This window comes from Massilia cellulosiltytica (assembly GCF_047325105.1).
GTDB classification, from domain to species: domain Bacteria; phylum Pseudomonadota; class Gammaproteobacteria; order Burkholderiales; family Burkholderiaceae_D; genus Telluria; species Telluria orientalis.
Genome location: NZ_CP168562.1, coordinates 1,403,891 through 1,422,141, shown reverse-complemented (window position 1 = coordinate 1,422,141; position 18,251 = coordinate 1,403,891). Strand labels below are relative to the sequence as shown.

Here is an 18,251-nt window from a genome sequence, read left to right as displayed (position 1 = left end):
GCCGTTTTTTTTCGGAACCACCATGCATCCTTCCGAGGTTTTATTCCAGGGCCAACGCCAGCCGCTGCTGCTCCCTGCCTGCGACCACTATGCCGGCAGCGAGAAGCTGATGCGCAAATCGATGGCCTTGCAACAAGAGCTTGGTCCCATTTTCGACATCACCTTCGACTGCGAGGACGGCGCCAGCGCCGGTAGCGAGCGCGCCCACGCCGAGCTCGTCGCAGCGCTCATCAACAGCGACGACAACCGCTACAACCGCATCGGCGCCCGCCTGCACGACGTCGGGAGTCCGCACTTCGCGCAGGACGTCGAGATCATCGTCGGCGCCGCCGGCAAGCGCCTCGCCTACGTCATGCTGCCCAAGCCGAACAGCCTGGAAGACGTGGTGCGCGCGCAAGATCTCGTCAACCAGGCCGCTGCACGCGCCGGCCGCGACTTCCTGCCGCTGCACGTCCTGATCGAAACGCACGGCGCCCTGCACGACGTGTATGCGATCGCCGCCCTGCCCCAGGTCGAAAGCCTGTCGTTCGGCATCATGGACTTCGTCTCGGCCCACTACGGCGCGGTACCGGCCGCCGCGATGCGTACGCCGGGTCAATTTACCCATCCCCTCGTCGTCCGGGCGAAGCTGGAGATGGTTGCGGCATGTCATGCGCATGACAAAGTCCCTTCGCATAATGTGACGACCGAGATCAAGGACAGCGCCGTCGTCGCCAACGACGCCCAGCGCGCCGCCGCCGAATTCGGCTTTACGCGCATGTGGAGCATCCACCCCGACCAGATCAAGCCGATCGTCAAGGCATTCACGCCGCGCCTCGCGGAGGTGAACGACGCGACGAGCATCCTGACGGCGGCCATGGCGAAGGACTGGGGTCCGATTGCCCACGGTGGCCGCTTGCACGACCGCGCCAGCTACCGATATTATTGGACGGTGTTGCAGCGCGCGAAGCTGGCCGGCCTTGCGCTGCCGGATGCCGCGGCGGCACTCGTCAATCAACCGGAATCCATCTGATGGCCATCACTCTGAATCAAATCGCAGCCGCCTGTGCCTTCGCGCTCGCGACCGCCGGTCTTTGCGCAACGGCGACTGCCGCCGAAACCCATCCCAAAGCGACCAAAGTCCTGAAACAAAAGGCAAAATCCTCCAAGCATAAAAAGGCGAAAAAAGAGGACACTAAGCAAGAAGTCGTCGACAACGAGCCCGAACCGGACGTCACCGACACGACGATGGCCGAATACTCTTGCGAGTTGAACAACAAGGTCACCATCTACCGCAACCTGATGGACGACAGCCACATCGCGCTGCGCTGGAAGAACCACCTGCGCCGCATGGACAAGGTGGGCACGACCACGGGCGCGCAGCGCTACGAGAACGCGAAACTGGGCCTGGTCTGGATCGGCATCCCGTCGAAGGGCATCCTGCTCGATTCGAAGCAGAGCCGCCAGCTGGCCAACGAATGCAAGGACGCGGAGCAGGCCAAGCCGCCGGTCGTGGCCTCGGCGCCGGCCGAACCGAAAAGCTGATTGATTGCAGGTAACAACAACATCCCCACAAAGGAGAAGTTAATGTCTCAGAACACGTTGAATACGCTGAAGGAATTCCCGCTCGCGGGCGGACAGACCGGCCAGTTCCACTCGCTGCCGGCCCTGGCCGAATCGCTGGGCGTGAACCTGTCGCGCCTGCCGGTGTCGATCCGTATCGTCCTTGAATCCGTGCTGCGCAACTGCGACGGCAAGAAGGTGACCGAAGAGCACGTCCGCCAGCTGGCGAACTGGAGCCCGACCGCCGCCCGCACCGAAGAGATCCCGTTCGTCGTCGCCCGCGTCGTCCTGCAGGACTTCACCGGCGTGCCGCTGCTGGCCGACCTGGCCGCGATGCGCAACGTGGCCGCCAAGACCGGCGCCGATCCGAAGAAGATCGAGCCGCTCGTCCCGGTCGACCTGGTCGTCGACCACTCGGTCACGATCGACCACTTCCGCACCCCGGACGCGCTCGACCTGAACATGAAGATCGAGTTCCAGCGCAATAACGAGCGCTACCAGTTCATGAAGTGGGGCATGCAGGCGTTCGACACGTTCGGCGTCGTGCCGCCGGGCTTCGGCATCGTCCACCAGGTCAACCTGGAATACCTCGCCCGCGGCGTGATGAAGAACGGTTCCATGTACTACCCGGACACCTTGGTCGGCACGGACTCGCACACCACCATGATCAACGGCGTCGGCGTCGTGGGCTGGGGCGTGGGCGGCATCGAGGCGGAAGCCGGCATGCTGGGCCAGCCGGTCTACTTCCTGACCCCGGACGTCATCGGCGTCAACCTGACGGGCACGCTGCGCGAAGGCTGCACCGCGACCGACCTGGTGCTGACCATCACCGAGATGCTGCGCAAGGAAAAAGTCGTCGGCAAGTTCGTGGAATTCTTCGGCGAAGGCACCGCCTCGCTGTCGACCACCGACCGCGCCACCATCGGCAACATGGCACCGGAATACGGCGCGACGATGGGCTTCTTCCCGGTCGACGACAAGACCGTCGACTACTTCCGCGGCACCGGCCGCACGGAAGAAGAACTGGCCGCCTTCGAAAACTACTTCAAGGCCCAGCAACTGTTCGGCATCCCGAAGGACGGCGAGATCGACTACACCCGCGTGCTGCACCTGGACCTGTCGACCGTCACCCCGTCGCTGGCCGGTCCGAAGCGTCCGCAGGACCGCATCGAACTGGGCAACGTGAAGCACAACTTCACCGAGCTGTTCTCCAAGCCGACGAGCGAAAACGGCTTCAACAAGTCGCCGGACGACCTGTCGAAGGTCTACGAGACGACCAACGGCGTGCGCGTGAAGAACGGCGACGTGCTGATCGCCGCGATCACGTCGTGCACCAACACGTCGAACCCGAGCGTGATGCTGGCCGCGGGCCTGCTGGCCAAGAAGGCCGTCGAGAAGGGCCTGACCGTCGCGCCGCACATCAAGTCGTCGCTGGCCCCGGGCTCGCGCGTCGTCACCAACTACCTGGAAGCGGCCGGCCTGCTGCCGTACCTGACGCAACTGGGCTTCGGCCTGACCGCCTACGGCTGCACCACCTGCATCGGCAACGCCGGCGACCTGACCCCGGAACTGAACGCCGCGATCACGTCGAACGACATCATCGCCGCCGCCGTCCTGTCGGGCAACCGCAACTTCGAAGCGCGCATCCACCCGAACATCCGTTCCAACTTCCTGGCCTCGCCGCCGCTGGTCGTCGCCTATGCGATCGCCGGCAACGTCATGCGCGACCTGATGACGGAACCGGTCGGCAAGGGTGCGGACGGCGTCGACGTCTACCTGGGCGACATCTGGCCGACCTCGCAAGAGATCCACGACCTGATGAAGCTCGCGATGAACTCGGACGTCTTCAAGGCCAACTACGCGGACGTCAAGGGCAACCCGGGCGCGCTGTGGGAAGCCGTGTCGTCGGTGTCGGGCCAGGTCTACGACTGGCCGGAGTCGACCTACATCGCCGAGCCGCCGTTCTTCGGCGACTTCGAGATGACCCCGAAAGCGGCCGCCGCCGGCATCGCCAATGCGCGCGCGCTGGGCGTGTTCGGCGACTCGATCACCACCGACCACATCTCCCCGGCCGGTTCGATCAAGGAAGACGGTCCGGCCGGTAAATGGCTGAAGGACCACGGCGTCATCAAGGCCGACTTCAACTCGTACGGCTCGCGCCGCGGCAACCACGAGATCATGATGCGCGGTACGTTCGCGAACGTGCGCATCAAGAACAGGATGATCCCGCCGAAGGCCGACGGGTCCGCGGTCGAGGGCGGCATCACGATCCACCAGCCGAGCGGCGAACAGCTGTCGATCTACGACGCGGCCATGAAGTACATCGCGGAAGGCACGCCGACGATGATCTTCGCGGGCGAAGAGTACGGCACCGGCTCCTCGCGCGACTGGGCGGCGAAAGGCACCCAGCTGCTGGGCGTGAAGGCCGTGATCGCCCGTTCGTTCGAGCGCATCCACCGTTCGAACCTGGTCGGCATGGGCGTGCTGCCGCTGCAATTCCTGGGCGACGACAGCGTCGACACCCTGGGCATCACCGGCAACGAGACCTATGACCTGAAGGGCCTGGAAGGCGAGATCCGCCCGCAGATGCAGGCGACCCTCGTGATCCACCGCGCCGACGGCTCGACGAAAGAGACCTCGGTCCTGCTGCGCATCGATACGCCGATCGAAGTGGATTACTACAAGCATGGCGGCATTCTGCCGTTCGTGCTGCGTCAGCTGCTGGCGGCTTAAACCGCTGTAGACAAAGGGCCGGAACCTGCGAGGGTTCCGGCCCTTTTTCATTGTTAGCCTAAAAACGTCATTCCCGCGGAAGCGGGAATCCATACGGAGCGTGCCAGGCCAATTCAGCATGGGTTCCCGCTTTCGCGGGAACGACGGCGTAGGTCAGGTCTCCGCCCACATCCTCAACAGGTTGTGATAATGCCCCGTCAGCGCCACCATCTCCGCCCCATCCCCATGCTTCGCGCGCAAGGCCTGGATATTGGTGTCCAGCTCCAGCAGCATCGCCCGTTTCCAGTCGTCGCGCACCATGCTCTGCACCCACAGGAACGACGCCACGCGCTCGCCGCGCGTCACCGGCTTCACTTCGTGCACGCTGGACGACGGATAGACGATCGCATCGCCCGCCGGCAGTTTCACCTCGTGCGTGCCGTACGTGTCGACGACCGTCAGCTCGCCGCCCTCGTAGTCGTCCGGATCGCTCAAGAACACGGTGCACGACACGTCCGAGCGCACGGGCGCCCCGCCCCGCTGCGCGCGGATGGCGCCGTCGATGTGCAGGCCGTAGTGCTCGCCGCCCGCATAGCTGTTGAAGAACGGCGGCAGGATGCGCAACGGCAGCACCGCCGAGAAAAACAGCGGGTTCGCCATCAGTGCGGCGCTCACGATCTGGCCCAGTTCCAGCGCGAGCGGCGAGCCTTCCGCCAGCTGGCGGTTGCGCTTGACCTGCGCGCCCTGGCTCCCGACGCTCGCGCGGCCGTCGATCCAGTCCGTCGCCTCCAGGCGCGCGCGCATGGACTTCACCTGGTCCGCGGCCAGCACGCCTGGGATATGCAGCATCATGACTAGAACTTGACGTTGGCCGACAGGGTGGCCGAGCGGCCCGGACCCACGCCCGCATAGTGCGGCGACGAGACCTTGTCGAAGTACAGCTTGTCGGTCAGGTTCTGCACGTTCAGCTGCAGACTGACGTCCTTGTTCAGCGCATAGCTGGCCATCGCGTCGAAGCGGGTATAGCCCGGTACCCACTTGTTGTTGTTGACGTTCGCGTAGACCATAGCCATCGAGTTCAGGCCCATGCCGAACGTCAGCTCCTTCGTGACGGCATACGTCGTCCACAGCGAGGCCGAGTGCTTCGGCGTCGTCGGGAAGCGGTTGCCGCTGTACGGCGAGGCCACGTATACGGGTTGCGCGGTCGTGCCGACGTTCAGGTAGCCGTTGTCCGCGATTTCCGCGTCCAGGTACGTGTAGCCGCCGAACACACTCCACTGCGACGACAGCTTGCCCGAGAAGCCCAGCTCGACGCCCCTGATCTCCTTGCGGCCGACGTTCTGCGTCGTGCCGTCCGGCGCCGTCACGCGGGCATTGTTCATCGTGCTCTTGAAGACGGCCGCCGTCAGCGACAGGCGCCCGCCCGGCATCACGTCCCACTTGGTGCCCAGCTCGACGTTCTTGCTGCGCTGGGGCTGCAGGTTCTGCACGGCCACCGTCAGCGCGTCCAGGCCGTCGCCGCCGTCATTGCCCGGCGGGGTCGCCGACGTCGCGTACGCCAGGTAGATGCTGCCGTTCGACGCCGGCTTGTAGACGAGGCCCGTCTGCCAGCTCCAGAAGGTGCTGTCGACGTGCGCCGCCACGGCCGCCGTCGACGACGTCGCCAGCGTGTTCAGCGTGGTCTGGAAGTCGTCGTAGCGCGCGCCCAGGTTCACTTGCCATTGCGGGTTGAATTCGATGGTGTCGAACGCGTAGGCCGCCTTCGTCTTCGTGTTCACGTGCGTCAGCGCGCCCGACACGGCGCGGGTATAGACCCATGGATCGTATGGATTCGGGTCGACGAGCGTCGTGCAGTTGTACAGCGTCGTGCTGCCTGCCGTCGGGCAGGTGAACGTGCCCGTCAGCGGGTTGTTCGTGCCCGGCGTGAAGACGTAGGCGGCGCGGTCGGTCGTCTCGCGGTCGAACTCGATGCCCGCGTTGTACGCATGCTTGATGGCGGCCGTGTCGAACTTGCCCGAGATGCTCGACACGTTCGACGCCGTGCGGGTCTCGGTCGCGCGGGTGTTGGCGCGGCGCCAGACGGTGCCGTACAGGACCGTGTTGCCCTTCGAATCGTCCGGCTGGGTCCATACGTAGTCGTTGTTCGACTTGCCGTAGCGCGTGACGTTGCGCAGCGTGATGCCGTTGGCCAGTTCGTGGCGCAGGTCGATCGTCGCGATGTCGCTCTTCGTGTCGCGGAAGTCGCGGTTGGCGAGGCCGTAGAACGTCGAGCGGTCGACGTTGAACGGGGTGCCGTTGCCGTTCTTCGACACGTTGGCGCCGGTCGTGACCGGGTTGTTGAACGGGATGCCCGTGTCCGGGATCTCGTGCGAAGTCAGGTGGTAGACGCTGACGATGGCGCGCGTGGGACCGGTCAGGCCGAACGTCACGGTCGGCGCCACGCCGTAGCGGTTGCCGCCGACGACGTCGCGGCCGGGCACGTCGTTCTCGTGCGCCATCACGTTCAGGCGGAACGCGCTGTTGCTGCCGATGTTGCGGTTGAAGTCGCCCGTGACGCGGCGGTATTTGTCCGTGCCGAGGCCGATGCTGGCATGGTTGAAGTCATACGACTGCGCCGTCTTCGTGATCAGGTTGACGCCGCCGCCGGCCGACGAACGGCCGCCCAGCGCCGAGTTCGGGCCCTTCACGACTTCGACCTGGTCCACGGCGAAGATCTCGCGCGACTGCGAACCGGCGTCGCGGATGCCGTCGATGTACGTGTCCGTCTGGGCGTTGTAGCCACGGATGAACATGTTGTCGCCAACCGGGTTGCCGCCTTCGGCCGCGCCGATGGTGATGCCGGGCACGGTGCGCAGCGCATCCGTCAGCGACGTGGCCCCCGTCTGCGCGATGACCTCGGCCGGCACGATCGTGACGGATTTCGGCGTGTCGAGCAGCGGTGCGGTGAATTTGGTGTTGGCCGACGTGGGCTGCTGGTTGGCGCCCGTCACCTGGACGCTCGGGATCGTCGGATCCGGGGTGACGTCCGGACCGGCATGGGCAACGGCGGGCAGCGCCAGCGACGCGAGCATGGCCAGTGCCGGGGTCGGCAACGTGCGGGCATGCTTGCGGCTGGTGATGAAGGAATTCCGGGTGTTGTTTTTGTTGGTGGTCATGGTGTGGGGGATTGCGCCCTGCCGGACGTCTCGCTGCGCCGTCGTTAGCAGGAACATGAATGAGAACGATTCGCATTATGATTCTGATTAGTACTTTTAGCAAGCGCGAAGGCCAATAAATACGGGGGTGAGGCAGGAATGCGACGCCGGCAATCTTGCCGTCGTGTTACTGGGGTGTGGGCGAATCAACTACAATGTCGGGGATAAGGGTTTATCATGACCCGAGATGTCAACCAAGAATACGAATCACCTTACTGAAGAGACTCCTCAAGCGTATGCGTCGCCCTTCCAAAGACTCACCCAAACTTTCGGCAGAAAGCCAGCGTCTCATCAGCATCAGCAACGCCATCGTGCAGGCCGCCAGCCGCGTTGAAGAACGGACCTGGGAACGCAACCTCGACACGCAGCTGCAGAAGCTGCTCAAGACGAACCACCAGGACAGCATCGACGCCGCCCTCAACGTCCTGTTCAAGGGCGACCTCGCGGTCTACGACGTGCTGATGGACGGCGTCGAGGCGGTCAGCGAGTCCTCGACGATGACCGAGCAGGCCAAGGACGGTACCGAGACCACGTGGCAGGTGCTGCTCGTGGCTGCGCCGATCCTGGCCTGGACCCGTTTCTCGATCGCGTCCGGCACGATCCCCGGCGACATCCTGAACACGCTGACGGCGCACTTCTCCGCGCACCTGCTGGCCGACAACACGAAGCTGGCCATCGCGCCGACCTTGTACTCGATCGACCAGTTGCCGCGCACCCATGCCGAGACCTATTCCCTGACGCACAAGCTCGCCGCCGCCGCCCACAAGGGCTCGACGGTGAAGCCGGCCGCGCCCGGCCCGGACACGTCGCAATTCCTGGCCGACACGCGCTACCTGCTCGCGGCCGTCGTGGCCCCGGTGGGCGCCCCGCTGTTCCGCTGGCAGGAACCGCAGCACCACATCAACTTCGAAGCCGAGCGCGAGAACTGCCTCGAGCAATGGCGCGCCCAGGCCGGTCCGAACATCGCGCGCCTGCTGCCGGGCTGCGGCGTCGAGCTGCTGCTGCCGGAAGCGTATTACGTCGCGTGCCGCGAGGCCGATAAACTGATCCGGCCGGTATCGATCCGCGCCGCCGTCCACTACCTGACCAACACGCTGGGAGTCGAACCGAACGACCTGCGCGCGGTCGTGGCCGGCTTCGGCGACGAAGTCAACGACAGCCAGGTCGACGAATACCGCGTCGGCTTCACCTTGCGCCAGTCGCCGGACGTCGTCTACGGCATCGTCTGGCCCCTGTACGGCCAGGAAGACGAGGAAGGCACGCCGATGGAAGGCCCGGCCGGCGGCGGCGACCGCCCGCTCGCGCCGCTGGACGAGATCGTCAAGCACCTGAACGAGGTCGGCATCACCCACGTCAAGCGCATCGGCGAACGCTATGTCGCGGAGTATTGCGACGACTGCGGCGCACCGCTGTTCGCCGACCCGAGCGGCGAACTCGTCCATGCCGAAATGCCGGAAGACACGCCGGCGGGGAACGAGCACTTCCACTAACGCGCGGCATCACCTCAACCACAAGACCCGGCCACGTGCCGGGTTTTGTTTTTGTTTCCAAACTTCGGGGTCAGACCCCATTCTCGAGAAAATTCGGGGTCAGAGCACTTTTCCAGGCATGATCCACGATGCAAGTCCACCACGTCGCCAACACAGAACCATGAACTCGCGCGGTGAGTCATCTACATAACGCGCGTTGCCTGATGAATTGCTGAGCCTCCGGAACATTGATCTGAAATGTGCTCTGACCCCGAATTGCGCCCGAAATGTGCTCTGACCCCGAATTTTCAGGTCGCCGAACTGGAGCGCGACCTGCCGGGCGGCTGAAGGTCACGCGCGCGACCGCACCGGCATCGTGTACTCGACGTCGCCCGGCACCACCGACAAGTCGACCCATCCTTGGCGCCAGGCCTCTTCCAGGTCGCGCTCGATCGGCTCCAGCGTCGCCGGGGCGCCGTCGGGAAAGCCGAGCACGCCGCACGCGCAGTTGCGGCCGCGCGCCTTGGCCTGGTACAAGGCCATGTCCGCGAGGTTGACGACCTGTTCCCAGGTCAGCGCCGTACCGCCGAGCGCCACTGGAAACGGCGCGAACCCGACGGATACGCTGACCGGAACGCGCGTCCCCCGGTGCTCGGCGGCATGCGACGAGATGCCGTGCAGGATGCGCAGCGCCACCTCGTCCAGGCCGTCGCGCGCGACCGACGGCACGAACACGAGAAATTCCTCGCCGCCCCAGCGCACGATCATGTCGGTCTCGCGGAGTGCCAGGCGCAGGTTGTGCGCAACGGTCTTCAGGACGGCGTCGCCGGCCGCATGACCCAGCGTGTCGTTGATGTCCTTGAACCGGTCGACGTCCAGCAGGAACAGGGCACCCACGGTCCCGTCGCCGCCCGCGCGCCGCTCGGTGCCGGTCCGGCCCATGAATTCCTGGAAGTGGCCGCGGTTGTACAGCAGCGTGAGCGGATCGAGCGCGCCCTGCCGCTTCAATTGCTGGTTCTTCTCTTCCAGCTCGGCGTTGGCGCGACGCACTTTCCGATACAGGAGGCCGACGACCACCGACGCCAGCCCGAAGACGATGGCGAGCATCCACCAGATGCGTTGATGCAGGCGGCGGTTGTCCAGCTCCGCCTTCGTGGCCCGGTTCTCCTGGCGCAGGGCGTCGATCCGGCGCTGCTTGTTCTCGGCCTCGTACTTCTGCTGCAGCTCCATCAACGCCTTCTGGCGCTGCTCGTCGAAGATCTCGCTCGACAGCTTGCGTTCGCGGTTGTACGCGTCGACGGCGCCCTTGTAGTCGCCGGCATGCTCCAGCGCGTAGCCATACTCGCGCAGCACCGCCAGCAGTTCGGGCTTGTCGCCCTGTTTTTCATAGGTCGCGAGGCCGGCTTCGACCTGACGCTTGCCCTCGGCCAAGTGGCCTTGCCCGAGCAGCGCCTGGCCCAGGTTGACGCGGGACGTGGCGACGTCGTTGTTGCTCCTGGCGTCGAGGGCGGCCTCCAGCGCCTGCGCGGCATAGGTCTGGGCCTCGCGGAACCGGCCCTCCTTCAGGTAGCAATCCGACAGGTTGACGAGCGTGGTCGCCACCATCTGGCGGGCGCCGATGCTGCGTTCGAGGGCGAGTTCCTCGAACAGGGCACGCCGGGCCCGCGCGAACGCTTTCTGCTCGACGGCCAGCGCGAACTCGTCGCCCAGCGCCGTCGCGACATAGCCCGGGGAGGCCATCTGCCTGGCCACGGCCAGCGCTTCCCGCTGCGCCTCCCATCCCTTGTCGAAATCGCCCGTGTTCAAATACAGCTGCACCAGCGTGTGCAGCGCACTGGCCAGCAGAGCGGCGTCGTCCTTGACGTGGCGTGCCATGTCGATGGCGGCATGCAGTTTCGCCAGCGCCTCCGGATAATTGCCCTCCTCCTGGAACGATTGCCCGGCGGCGATCGTCGCCAGCACCTTGGTCGGGACGTCGTCCGTCGCCAGGGCGACCCGTTCCGCCTCGAACGCCGTGGCATGCGACGCGGCCAGTTCTTCCCGCAGATAGAGCGTATTGGCGCGCCCGATCAGGCCTTTCGCCAGGGCGACGTTGTCATGGTTGCGCCGGCCATACGTGACGAGCTGGTCGGCCAGGGTCAGCGCATGCGTCAGGTCGCCGATGCCGCGCTCGGCGGTGCTGTAGTGGTACAGGAAGTCCGTCCGCAGCGCCGCGGGGGCGGTGGCCATTTCCCATTCCATCGCGCGCAGCCGGCGCGACGCTTCGTCCGGCACGAAGCGGGCCATGGCGCCGATGTCGCGCAGGCGGCGTGCCTGTGCCTCGTCGCCATGGGCCACGAGAGGGCACAGCAAGACCGCGGCGACGCACAGTGCGCGCATGCTGGATGATGACAGTACGGAAAAGGCCATTGCACTCCTCGGGCTGGGCCGAAGGACGGTCGGCCGCTTGCCGGCGCATTATGCCTGCTGTCATCTAGAAGGTTCAACTCAACCTTGTCCTCGCCATGCGCCGCGGGTTGCAACCGTCAGCGCTCGGCCAATGTCGCCAGATAACCGTGGATCTGCGACACGGCCGCCGCCCCCTCGCCCGCCGCCGCGGCCACGCGCTTGGTCGAGCCGGCCCGCAGGTCGCCCACGGCAAACACGCCGTCGACGCTCGTCTCCAGCGAGCGGGCGCCGTGTTCCGGGCGCGTGTCGGCGCCCGTCAGCACGAAGCCCTTGTCGTCCAGTTCGACGCCGCATTCGTGCAGCCAGTCGCTGTTCGGATCGGCGCCGATGAACAGGAACAGCCGGCGCACGGCGAACGACCGCTCGTCGTCGCCGTCGATGCTGCGGCAGCGCACGCCCGTCAGACCGTTGTCGTCGCCTTCCAGCGCGGCGATCTCGCGCCGCGTGTGCACATGGATGTTGGGCGTGGCCGCGATGCGTTCGATCAGGTAGCTCGACATCGTCGCTTCCAGCCCCCGGCGTACCAGCATGTGCACCTCGGATGCATGCGCCGCGAGGAAGACCGCGGCCTGCCCGGCCGAATTGCCGCCGCCCACGAGCATGACGGCTTCGTTGCGGCACAGCCGCGCTTCCACGGGCGACGCCCAGTAGTACACGCCGCGGCCTTCGAACTGCGCCAGGTTGGGCAGGTCCGGCTTGCGGTAGCGCGCGCCCGACGCCAGCACGACGGCCTTGGCCTGCAGACAGGTGCCGTCATCCATTTCCACCTTCAGCGGCCGCTCGTGGCACAGCAGGCGCGTGGCCGGCGCGGGGATCGCGACCTCGGCGCCGAATTTCACGGCCTGCACGTACGAGCGGCCCGCGAGCGCGCGGCCGGAGATCCCGGTCGGGAAGCCGAGGAAGTTTTCGATGCGGGCGCTGGCGCCGGCCTGGCCGCCATAGGAACGCTGGTCCAGCACCATCACGCGCAGGCCCTCGGAAGCCGCGTACACGGCCGTCGCGAGGCCGGACGGACCGGCGCCCACGACCAGCACGTCAAACACCGTCCCGCGCTCGATGCGGGGCAAGGTGCCGAGACAGCGGCCGACCTCGGCCAGGGTCGGGTTCTTCAGCACGAAGCCGTCCGGCAGCGCGACGAGCGGCCAGTCGGACTCGTTGCGCCAGTGCTCGCGGACGAGCTGGGCCGCTTCCGGGTCCGTGGCCGGGTCGCGCCGCGTGTACGGGTAGGCATTGCGCGACAGGAAATTCTCGAGCTCGAACAGCCCCGCGTGCGCGTTCGGCCCGATCAGGATGGGGCCGCCCGGCTTGTTGTTGATGAGCTGCACGCGGCGCAGGATGAACGCGCGCATCAGGCGCTCGCCCAGTTCGGCCTCGGCGACGATCACGGCGCGCAGGCATTCCGCGTCGAGCACGAGGGCTTCCAACTGGCCCACCGCGAAGCCGTCCGCGAGCGGTGGCCGGCCCGAGAGCTGGGCCACTTCGCCGCTGAACTGGCCGGGTCCGTATTCGACGACCTCGACCCGGTTGCCGAGCGCGTCCGTCCGGCTGCACGACAACCGCCCCGCCAGCACGACGACCATGCCCGGCGAATCCACGCAGGCACGGAACACGGTGGCCCCGTCCGGCCACGTGCGGCACGTGCCGAAGCGGCGCAGGCGCTGGATGTCGTCCGCGCCCAGGACGGGATAGATCTGGTGGCCGCGCGTGGCCAGGTCGATGGCGGCGCGCGCCTCGGAATCGGGCGCGAGGCTGGCGGAGATGAGTTCGGGATCGTGTTCGGACATGGTCGGCGCCTTGTGGTGGGGTACGCCGGCATGCTAGCGCACTTCGGGCGCGATGTGGACTGGATAAATGTAGGGGTATCAGTCGCGCGAAGGCACCCGCGTGAAACGCCGTTTCAGCCGCAGGAACGGCGTTTCGAACGTCCGGTACAGCACGGAGGCCACGGCCACCGTCGCGGCAAAGGCGAGCAGCATGCCGCCGTCTTCGCCGAGGCCGGCCAGCCACGGTTTGCATTTGTCATAGACGAGCCAGAAGAAAAAGATGTGGGTGAGGTAGAGACCGTACGAAATGCGTCCGAGGTAGACCAGGGGCGCGGGCAGGAACCGCTGCGGCGTGCCGAGCGTCGCGACCAGCATGAGCGCGGCGCCGGCCAGCACGAGGCCCCAGCCCGCCAGGCTTTCCGTCACGGTCGAGTGGGGATAATCGGCCTTGATCCCGCACACGGCCGACGCGACCAGCCAGGCGGCGATGGCGGCGATCCACAGGCCGGCCCGCGCGGCGATATGCCAGTCGGGCCGGCGGCCGCGCAAGGCCAGCGCCAGCAACATGCCGCCCGCGAAGAACTGGAAGTGCACGAAGCTGTTGGTCCATTGGCCGCTGAAGCCGGGCGGCGTGGTGAATCCGCGCGCATACCAGACGATCACGCCGTACGACACGGCGAGCATGGCGACATTGACCGCCACGAGCGCGCGCCGTCCGAGCGAGGCGAGGAACGGGATGACGATGTAGAACTGCTCCTCGACCGACAGGCTCCACATCGGATTGACGGGATACTCGATCCAGCCGTTGAACGTGATGTACCAGTTCCCGGCAAACAGCGTGAAGAACAGCCATTTGGCGGGCGAGTCCGCGCCGGCGCCGGGCAAGACCTGGTTGAGCAGGACGAGCCCGAAAAAGACCAGGAAATACAGGGGCCAGATCCGCAATATGCGCCTGACATAAAAGGCGCGCACGTCGATGGTGCCGGTCGCGCTCCGTTCCCGCTCCAGCAATTCGGTGATCAGGAAAGCGCTCAGGAAAAAGAACACCGGCACGCCATACACGCCGATCTGCGCGAACGCATGGAACCACGGATGCCGCGCCTGGTCGATGGGCGCCAGGTCGGTGCGGTGCGTCATGAAGACGAACAGGAACGCGATGAAGCGCAGCACGTCCAGTTCGGGGCGGTAATACCGGGCCGCTGCCTGCCGCGCGTCCGGCGCCACCGGCAAGTCCATCGTCGTACGGGCGTCCCGCATCGTGTCCCCATCGCAAAGTGATCGATGCGGCCGATTCTCGCCGGGTCCGGCCTGTAGTCGCTAAAAAAAACGTCTCAAAAACTACAAAAAACGGCAGTATCGGGCGGATTAACGGAGCGGCAGCGCCGCGATCACGCGTTTGGCGAACTCGGCCGGATTGCCCGCATGCCAGCGCCACACGATCACGAGATCATGCTCGGGCGACACCACGATGTCGTTGCTGCCGGCGCCCAGCGCCGCGAACGCCGTCGGCGGCAGCCCAGGCAGGTTCTTGCCCGTCGTGTTCAGCCACCACAGATAGCCGTAGTCGGGCCCGTGCGCGCTGGGCGTCAGTGCCGCCTTCACATAGTCCATGGGCACGATCTGGCGGCCGTTCCAATTGCCTTGGCGCAGCCACAAATAGCCGAAGCGCGCCATGTCCCAGGAATCGATCCACATGCCGCCGCCCCAGCGCGTGCCGCCGCTGACGGAGGCCACGAGCTTGCCGTTCATGTCAACGTAGCTATTGGTGTACGGCACCCACTTCCATTGGTGCGACGCGCCGATGGGGTCCATGACCTCGTCCTGGAACACGTCCGGGACGGGCCTGCCGAACACGCGCAGCAGCGACAGCGCGAAGCGGTTGATGCGCACGTCGTTGTATTCGTAGAACGTGCCCGGATCCTGGAATGTGCGCGGCTTGCGCTCGCCCGCACCGAACGCGTCGTGGCCGACAAAGTCCGCGTTCTTGCCCCACATGCTGCCTTCCCACTCGGATTCCTGCTGCAGGTGGTGCTTCCATGTGACGCGGGCATTGTGCGGCGAGTCGTAGCCGCCATCCTTCACGGTCGCGGCGACGGGCTGGTCGAGGTCCGCGATCCGGCCGTCGCGCAGGGCGACGCCGGCGACCGTCGACAGCATGCTCTTCGCGACGGAATACGTCGGGTCGACGAAGTGCGTGTCGCCGAATTCCGCCACGACATAGCCCTTGTAGATGACGACGCCGTTCGTCGGCGCGCGTTTCGACGGCAGCGAACCGAGCGGCTCGCCGAATGTCTGTCGCTGGTCGGAAAAGTCGCGGGCCCGCTCGGTCTCGTGCGCCTGCGCGTACGCGACGGCGTCGCGCAGCCTGGCGGCGTCGATGCCCAGCTGGCCCGGCGTCTTGTGGGCCCACTCGCCGGCCGGCGGAAAGTACGACGGCTCCGCTTTGGGCTTCGGCAGCGTGGCGGCCGCCGTGGAAGCACCGGCCAGCGCTGTCGCGGACAAGGCCAGCGCGAGGAGCGCGCGCCGCCTCACGGCTTGGCCTGCCACTGCGCGTACGGCATCCGGATCAGGCTGGAGTTGTAATAGCGCTTCTCGCCCGTGACTTCCCGGCCGATCCAGTCCGGCTTCTCGAACGCTTCGTCCTCGGCATCGAGCTCGATCTCCGCAACGACGAGCCCGGCATTCAGGCCGAGGAATTCGTCGACTTCCCACGTGTGGCCCGCATGCTCGATGCGGTGGCGGATCTTTTCCACCTGCGGCTGCTCGCACAGGCCGTCGAGCAGCTCCGTCGCGTCCGCCACGGGGATCTCGTATTCCCACTCGCCGCGCGAGGCGCCCGTGCTTTGTCCCTTGATGGTGATGACCGCCCGCTCGCCCTCGATGCGCACGCGCACGGTCCGGACGGCATCGGCCACGAGGTAGCCCTGGCGCATGCGCGTCGGGATGCCCTGCCCGCGCCAGCCCTCACTGGCCAGCAGGAACTTGCGTTCGATCTCGACACCCATGTCAGTCGTCCAGCGATTGCAGGATCGGCTGCAGCATCGCGGCACCCAGCGCGGCGCTGCGCGCGCCGTTCCAGCCGACGTACGGGTCCGGCAGGTTGGCGTTGTCCTTGAACGGCATCTCCAGGGTCAGCGACAGGCATTTGAACGTGTGGCCGATGTACTTCGAGGCCAGGGTCAGCAGTTCTTCGTTGTACTTGCTCGCGGCATAGCCGTAGACATTCTGGAAGTCGGGGCTGGCGGCCATGTAGCGCTCGATGAACGCGTTCTGGGCGGCCAGGCGCTCCGGCGTGAAATCTTCCAGCATCTCGCTGCCGGCCACGAAGTTGTACGGCAGCGCCTCGTCGCCGTGGATGTCGAAGAACATGTCGACGCCCGTCTCGTGGATCTTGTTCTTCACGCACAGCACTTCCGGGCTGCGCTCGGGCGACGGCGTCATCCACTCGCGGTTCAGGTTGGCGCCGGCCGCATTCGTGCGCAGGTTACCGCGGACGGAACCGTCCGGATTCATGTTCGGCACGATGTAGAACACGGCGCGCTGCAGCAGCTTGCGCGAGATCGGGTTCGAATTGTCGAGCAGCGCATCCATCATGCCCTCGACGAACCACTCGGCCATCGTCTCGCCCGGATGCTGGCGCGCGATCACCCAGATCTTCTTCTCGGCCTGCGGATTGCCGACCACGACGAGGTTCATGTCGCGGCCGTCGACGGTCGTGCCGATGTCGTGCACGCGCGCGATCGGGTTTTCCGCCACTTCACCGAGCAGGCGCAGGTGGCGCTCCCAGGTGTAGGGCTCGAAATAGGCGTAATAAATGCTGTCCAGCTCGGGGGTGTGGTTGACGGTCATGACCTGGCCGTCGAAGGACGTCGGCACCCGGAACCAGTTCTCGGTGTCGTAGCTGGCCGCCACCTGGTAGCCCTCGAAGCCCTTCGGATACGTCGCCTGGCCCGCGTTCAGGAAGCGGATCGTGCAGGCCTGGCCGCGCGCGCCCTGCAGGCGGAAGTGGAACCACTGGTGGATGTCGGCTGAAGAATCCTTGCGCAGCTTGAGGTCGATCTGGCGCGGGTCGGTGGCCTGGACGACATCGATCGCACCGGAATCGAACAGCTGGCTGATCTTGATGGGCATGGGCGGGGTCCTCGAATAACGGTCAAAGACCGCATGATAGCCGAGCCCACGCCCGCCGGCCATCACTGACGGCCGGGCGCTTCGACTTACGCGTCGAGGTCGATCAGGTCCTTGCTGTAGGCCAGCATGATCTGGCGCATCAGCTCGACGTTGCTGCGGTCGAGGACGACGGTGAGGTCCGGTTTGCGGTCGAGGTTGTACGTCATGCTGATCTTGCCCGGCAAGACCTTGCACTGGACGGTGAACGCACGCGGAATGTTCGGATGATCCCAGTCCCACTGGGTGATCTGCGGGCCGGCCGGCGGCGGCTGCAGGTTCGGGTCCTGGTTCACCGGCAGGTGCTTGAGGAGCCAGAACACGACCGATGCCGGCACGAAGACGGCGACGTCGCTCGCGCCGTGTGCGGAAAACTTGGTCAACAACAGGTTGCCGACCCGGTCGCACGACATGGACATGCTCTTGACTTGACGGATGACCGCTGATTTCACGACGAATTCCTATGGGCTAAGTGGTTGAAAGCCCGAGGATTCTACCGCATCCCATTTGAGAATTGTGTTAAAGAAATGCAAAACGGGGAGCCTGCGCTCCCCGTGTGGAATCCGTGGCAACGGGACGGCGCCGCCACCGTCCCGCCTGCGCAACACTACTGCTTGTTGCCCTTGGACGAGCTGCGCGACGACGAGCCCGAAGCCGACTGGCGGTTGCCATGGCTCATGCTGCCTGCGCGACGTGCCTCTTCCGAGGTGAACTCGTGGGCGGTGCCCTTCTGGTGGGCAGCCTTGCCACCCTCGCTGGCGATCTGGCGCTGACGCTCCGGATCCATCGATGCGAAACCGCGGTTCTTGGTGCCGCCGCTTTGTTTGTTGCCTTGATTGCTGGATGCCATGATGTTCTCTCCTCGTTGCAGTTGAAACCGCCGCGTCCCGCGGCAGGCCTGCCGATGCCATCGGATGAGCGCTCGGTCGGAAAACATCTTAGGCATGCCGTCCAGA

General features: G+C 65.9%; 14 protein-coding genes. 4 read left to right on the top strand and 10 right to left on the bottom strand.

The window, feature by feature from the left end; genetic code table 11:
• Positions 1-22: 22 nt before the first annotated feature.
• The 3 genes from ACEN9H_RS06250 to acnA all read left to right on the top strand — a co-directional run bounded on the left by ACEN9H_RS06250 (position 23) and on the right by acnA (position 4,275).
• Entirely contained in the window at positions 23-1,012 is a 990-nt protein-coding gene (locus ACEN9H_RS06250) for an HpcH/HpaI aldolase/citrate lyase family protein (RefSeq protein WP_413674130.1), read from the top strand.
• A 215-nt stretch (positions 1,013-1,227) separates the two neighbouring features.
• Entirely contained in the window at positions 1,228-1,524 is a 297-nt protein-coding gene (locus ACEN9H_RS06245; protein ID WP_307169589.1) for a hypothetical protein, read from the top strand.
• 42 nt (positions 1,525-1,566) lie between these two features.
• Complete coding sequence (gene acnA, locus ACEN9H_RS06240) at positions 1,567-4,275, top strand: aconitate hydratase AcnA (protein WP_413674129.1); 2,709 nt, start codon at positions 1,567-1,569, stop codon at positions 4,273-4,275.
• 153 nt (positions 4,276-4,428) lie between these two features.
• Here the strand turns inward: acnA and ACEN9H_RS06235 are convergent, their stop codons facing one another.
• Positions 4,429-5,106, bottom strand: coding sequence for a Fe2+-dependent dioxygenase (locus ACEN9H_RS06235; protein ID WP_413674128.1), 678 nt, complete (start codon positions 5,104-5,106; stop codon positions 4,429-4,431).
• A 2-nt stretch (positions 5,107-5,108) separates the two neighbouring features.
• Positions 5,109-7,409, bottom strand: a complete 2,301-nt coding sequence (locus ACEN9H_RS06230; protein ID WP_413674127.1) for a TonB-dependent receptor — start codon at positions 7,407-7,409, stop codon at positions 5,109-5,111.
• Positions 7,410-7,684: 275 nt separating this feature from the next.
• Here ACEN9H_RS06230 and ACEN9H_RS06225 point away from each other — a divergent pair, with 275 nt between their 5' ends.
• Positions 7,685-8,938: a DUF2863 family protein gene (locus ACEN9H_RS06225; RefSeq protein WP_413674126.1), complete on the top strand. Its 1,254-nt coding sequence runs from the start codon at positions 7,685-7,687 to the stop codon at positions 8,936-8,938.
• Between the two features lie 330 nt (positions 8,939-9,268).
• On the opposite strand, the gene ACEN9H_RS06220 is transcribed toward ACEN9H_RS06225, so the two are convergent.
• The 8 genes from ACEN9H_RS06220 to ACEN9H_RS06185 form a co-directional block, all read right to left on the bottom strand.
• Complete coding sequence (locus ACEN9H_RS06220; RefSeq protein WP_413674125.1) at positions 9,269-11,326, bottom strand: diguanylate cyclase; 2,058 nt, start codon at positions 11,324-11,326, stop codon at positions 9,269-9,271.
• Positions 11,327-11,442: 116 nt separating this feature from the next.
• Complete coding sequence (locus ACEN9H_RS06215) at positions 11,443-13,149, bottom strand: FAD-dependent oxidoreductase (RefSeq protein WP_082577204.1); 1,707 nt, start codon at positions 13,147-13,149, stop codon at positions 11,443-11,445.
• Between the two features lie 78 nt (positions 13,150-13,227).
• Positions 13,228-14,385 carry an acyltransferase family protein gene (locus tag ACEN9H_RS06210; protein ID WP_413674124.1) on the bottom strand — a complete coding sequence of 386 codons (1,158 nt, stop codon included), beginning with the start codon at positions 14,383-14,385 and terminating at the stop codon, positions 13,228-13,230.
• A gap of 108 nt (positions 14,386-14,493) precedes the next feature.
• Positions 14,494-15,660, bottom strand: a complete 1,167-nt coding sequence (locus tag ACEN9H_RS06205; protein ID WP_413674123.1) for a serine hydrolase domain-containing protein — start codon at positions 15,658-15,660, stop codon at positions 14,494-14,496.
• Positions 15,657-16,133: a CYTH domain-containing protein gene (locus tag ACEN9H_RS06200; protein ID WP_413674122.1), complete on the bottom strand. Its 477-nt coding sequence runs from the start codon at positions 16,131-16,133 to the stop codon at positions 15,657-15,659. The genes ACEN9H_RS06205 and ACEN9H_RS06200 overlap by 4 nt, the downstream gene beginning before the upstream one ends.
• A 1-nt stretch (position 16,134) precedes the next feature.
• Positions 16,135-17,259 (bottom strand): M14-type cytosolic carboxypeptidase, encoded by a 1,125-nt coding sequence (locus ACEN9H_RS06195; protein ID WP_056136837.1) that lies wholly within the window; start codon positions 17,257-17,259, stop codon positions 16,135-16,137.
• Between the two features lie 86 nt (positions 17,260-17,345).
• On the bottom strand, positions 17,346-17,747 hold the full coding sequence (locus tag ACEN9H_RS06190; protein ID WP_229412077.1) for a hypothetical protein: 402 nt from the start codon (positions 17,745-17,747) through the stop codon (positions 17,346-17,348).
• Between the two features lie 155 nt (positions 17,748-17,902).
• Positions 17,903-18,145, bottom strand: coding sequence for a KGG domain-containing protein (locus tag ACEN9H_RS06185; RefSeq protein WP_052170513.1), 243 nt, complete (start codon positions 18,143-18,145; stop codon positions 17,903-17,905).
• Positions 18,146-18,251: the final 106 nt, after the last annotated feature.

What these genes read in the sequence shown, in the direction of transcription:
- ACEN9H_RS06250 (WP_413674130.1), top strand. Translation starts at nt 23, where the DNA reads ATGCATCCTTCCGAGGTTTTATTCCAGGGCCAACGCCAGCCGCTGCTG.
- ACEN9H_RS06245 (WP_307169589.1), top strand. Translation starts at nt 1,228, where the DNA reads ATGGCCGAATACTCTTGCGAGTTGAACAACAAGGTCACCATCTACCGC.
- acnA (WP_413674129.1), top strand. Translation starts at nt 1,567, where the DNA reads ATGTCTCAGAACACGTTGAATACGCTGAAGGAATTCCCGCTCGCGGGC.
- ACEN9H_RS06235 (WP_413674128.1), bottom strand. Translation starts at nt 5,106, where the DNA reads ATGATGCTGCATATCCCAGGCGTGCTGGCCGCGGACCAGGTGAAGTCC.
- ACEN9H_RS06230 (WP_413674127.1), bottom strand. Translation starts at nt 7,409, where the DNA reads ATGACCACCAACAAAAACAACACCCGGAATTCCTTCATCACCAGCCGC.
- ACEN9H_RS06225 (WP_413674126.1), top strand. Translation starts at nt 7,685, where the DNA reads ATGCGTCGCCCTTCCAAAGACTCACCCAAACTTTCGGCAGAAAGCCAG.
- ACEN9H_RS06220 (WP_413674125.1), bottom strand. Translation starts at nt 11,326, where the DNA reads ATGGCCTTTTCCGTACTGTCATCATCCAGCATGCGCGCACTGTGCGTC.
- ACEN9H_RS06215 (WP_082577204.1), bottom strand. Translation starts at nt 13,149, where the DNA reads ATGTCCGAACACGATCCCGAACTCATCTCCGCCAGCCTCGCGCCCGAT.
- ACEN9H_RS06210 (WP_413674124.1), bottom strand. Translation starts at nt 14,385, where the DNA reads ATGCGGGACGCCCGTACGACGATGGACTTGCCGGTGGCGCCGGACGCG.
- ACEN9H_RS06200 (WP_413674122.1), bottom strand. Translation starts at nt 16,133, where the DNA reads ATGGGTGTCGAGATCGAACGCAAGTTCCTGCTGGCCAGTGAGGGCTGG.
- ACEN9H_RS06195 (WP_056136837.1), bottom strand. Translation starts at nt 17,259, where the DNA reads ATGCCCATCAAGATCAGCCAGCTGTTCGATTCCGGTGCGATCGATGTC.
- ACEN9H_RS06185 (WP_052170513.1), bottom strand. Translation starts at nt 18,145, where the DNA reads ATGGCATCCAGCAATCAAGGCAACAAACAAAGCGGCGGCACCAAGAAC.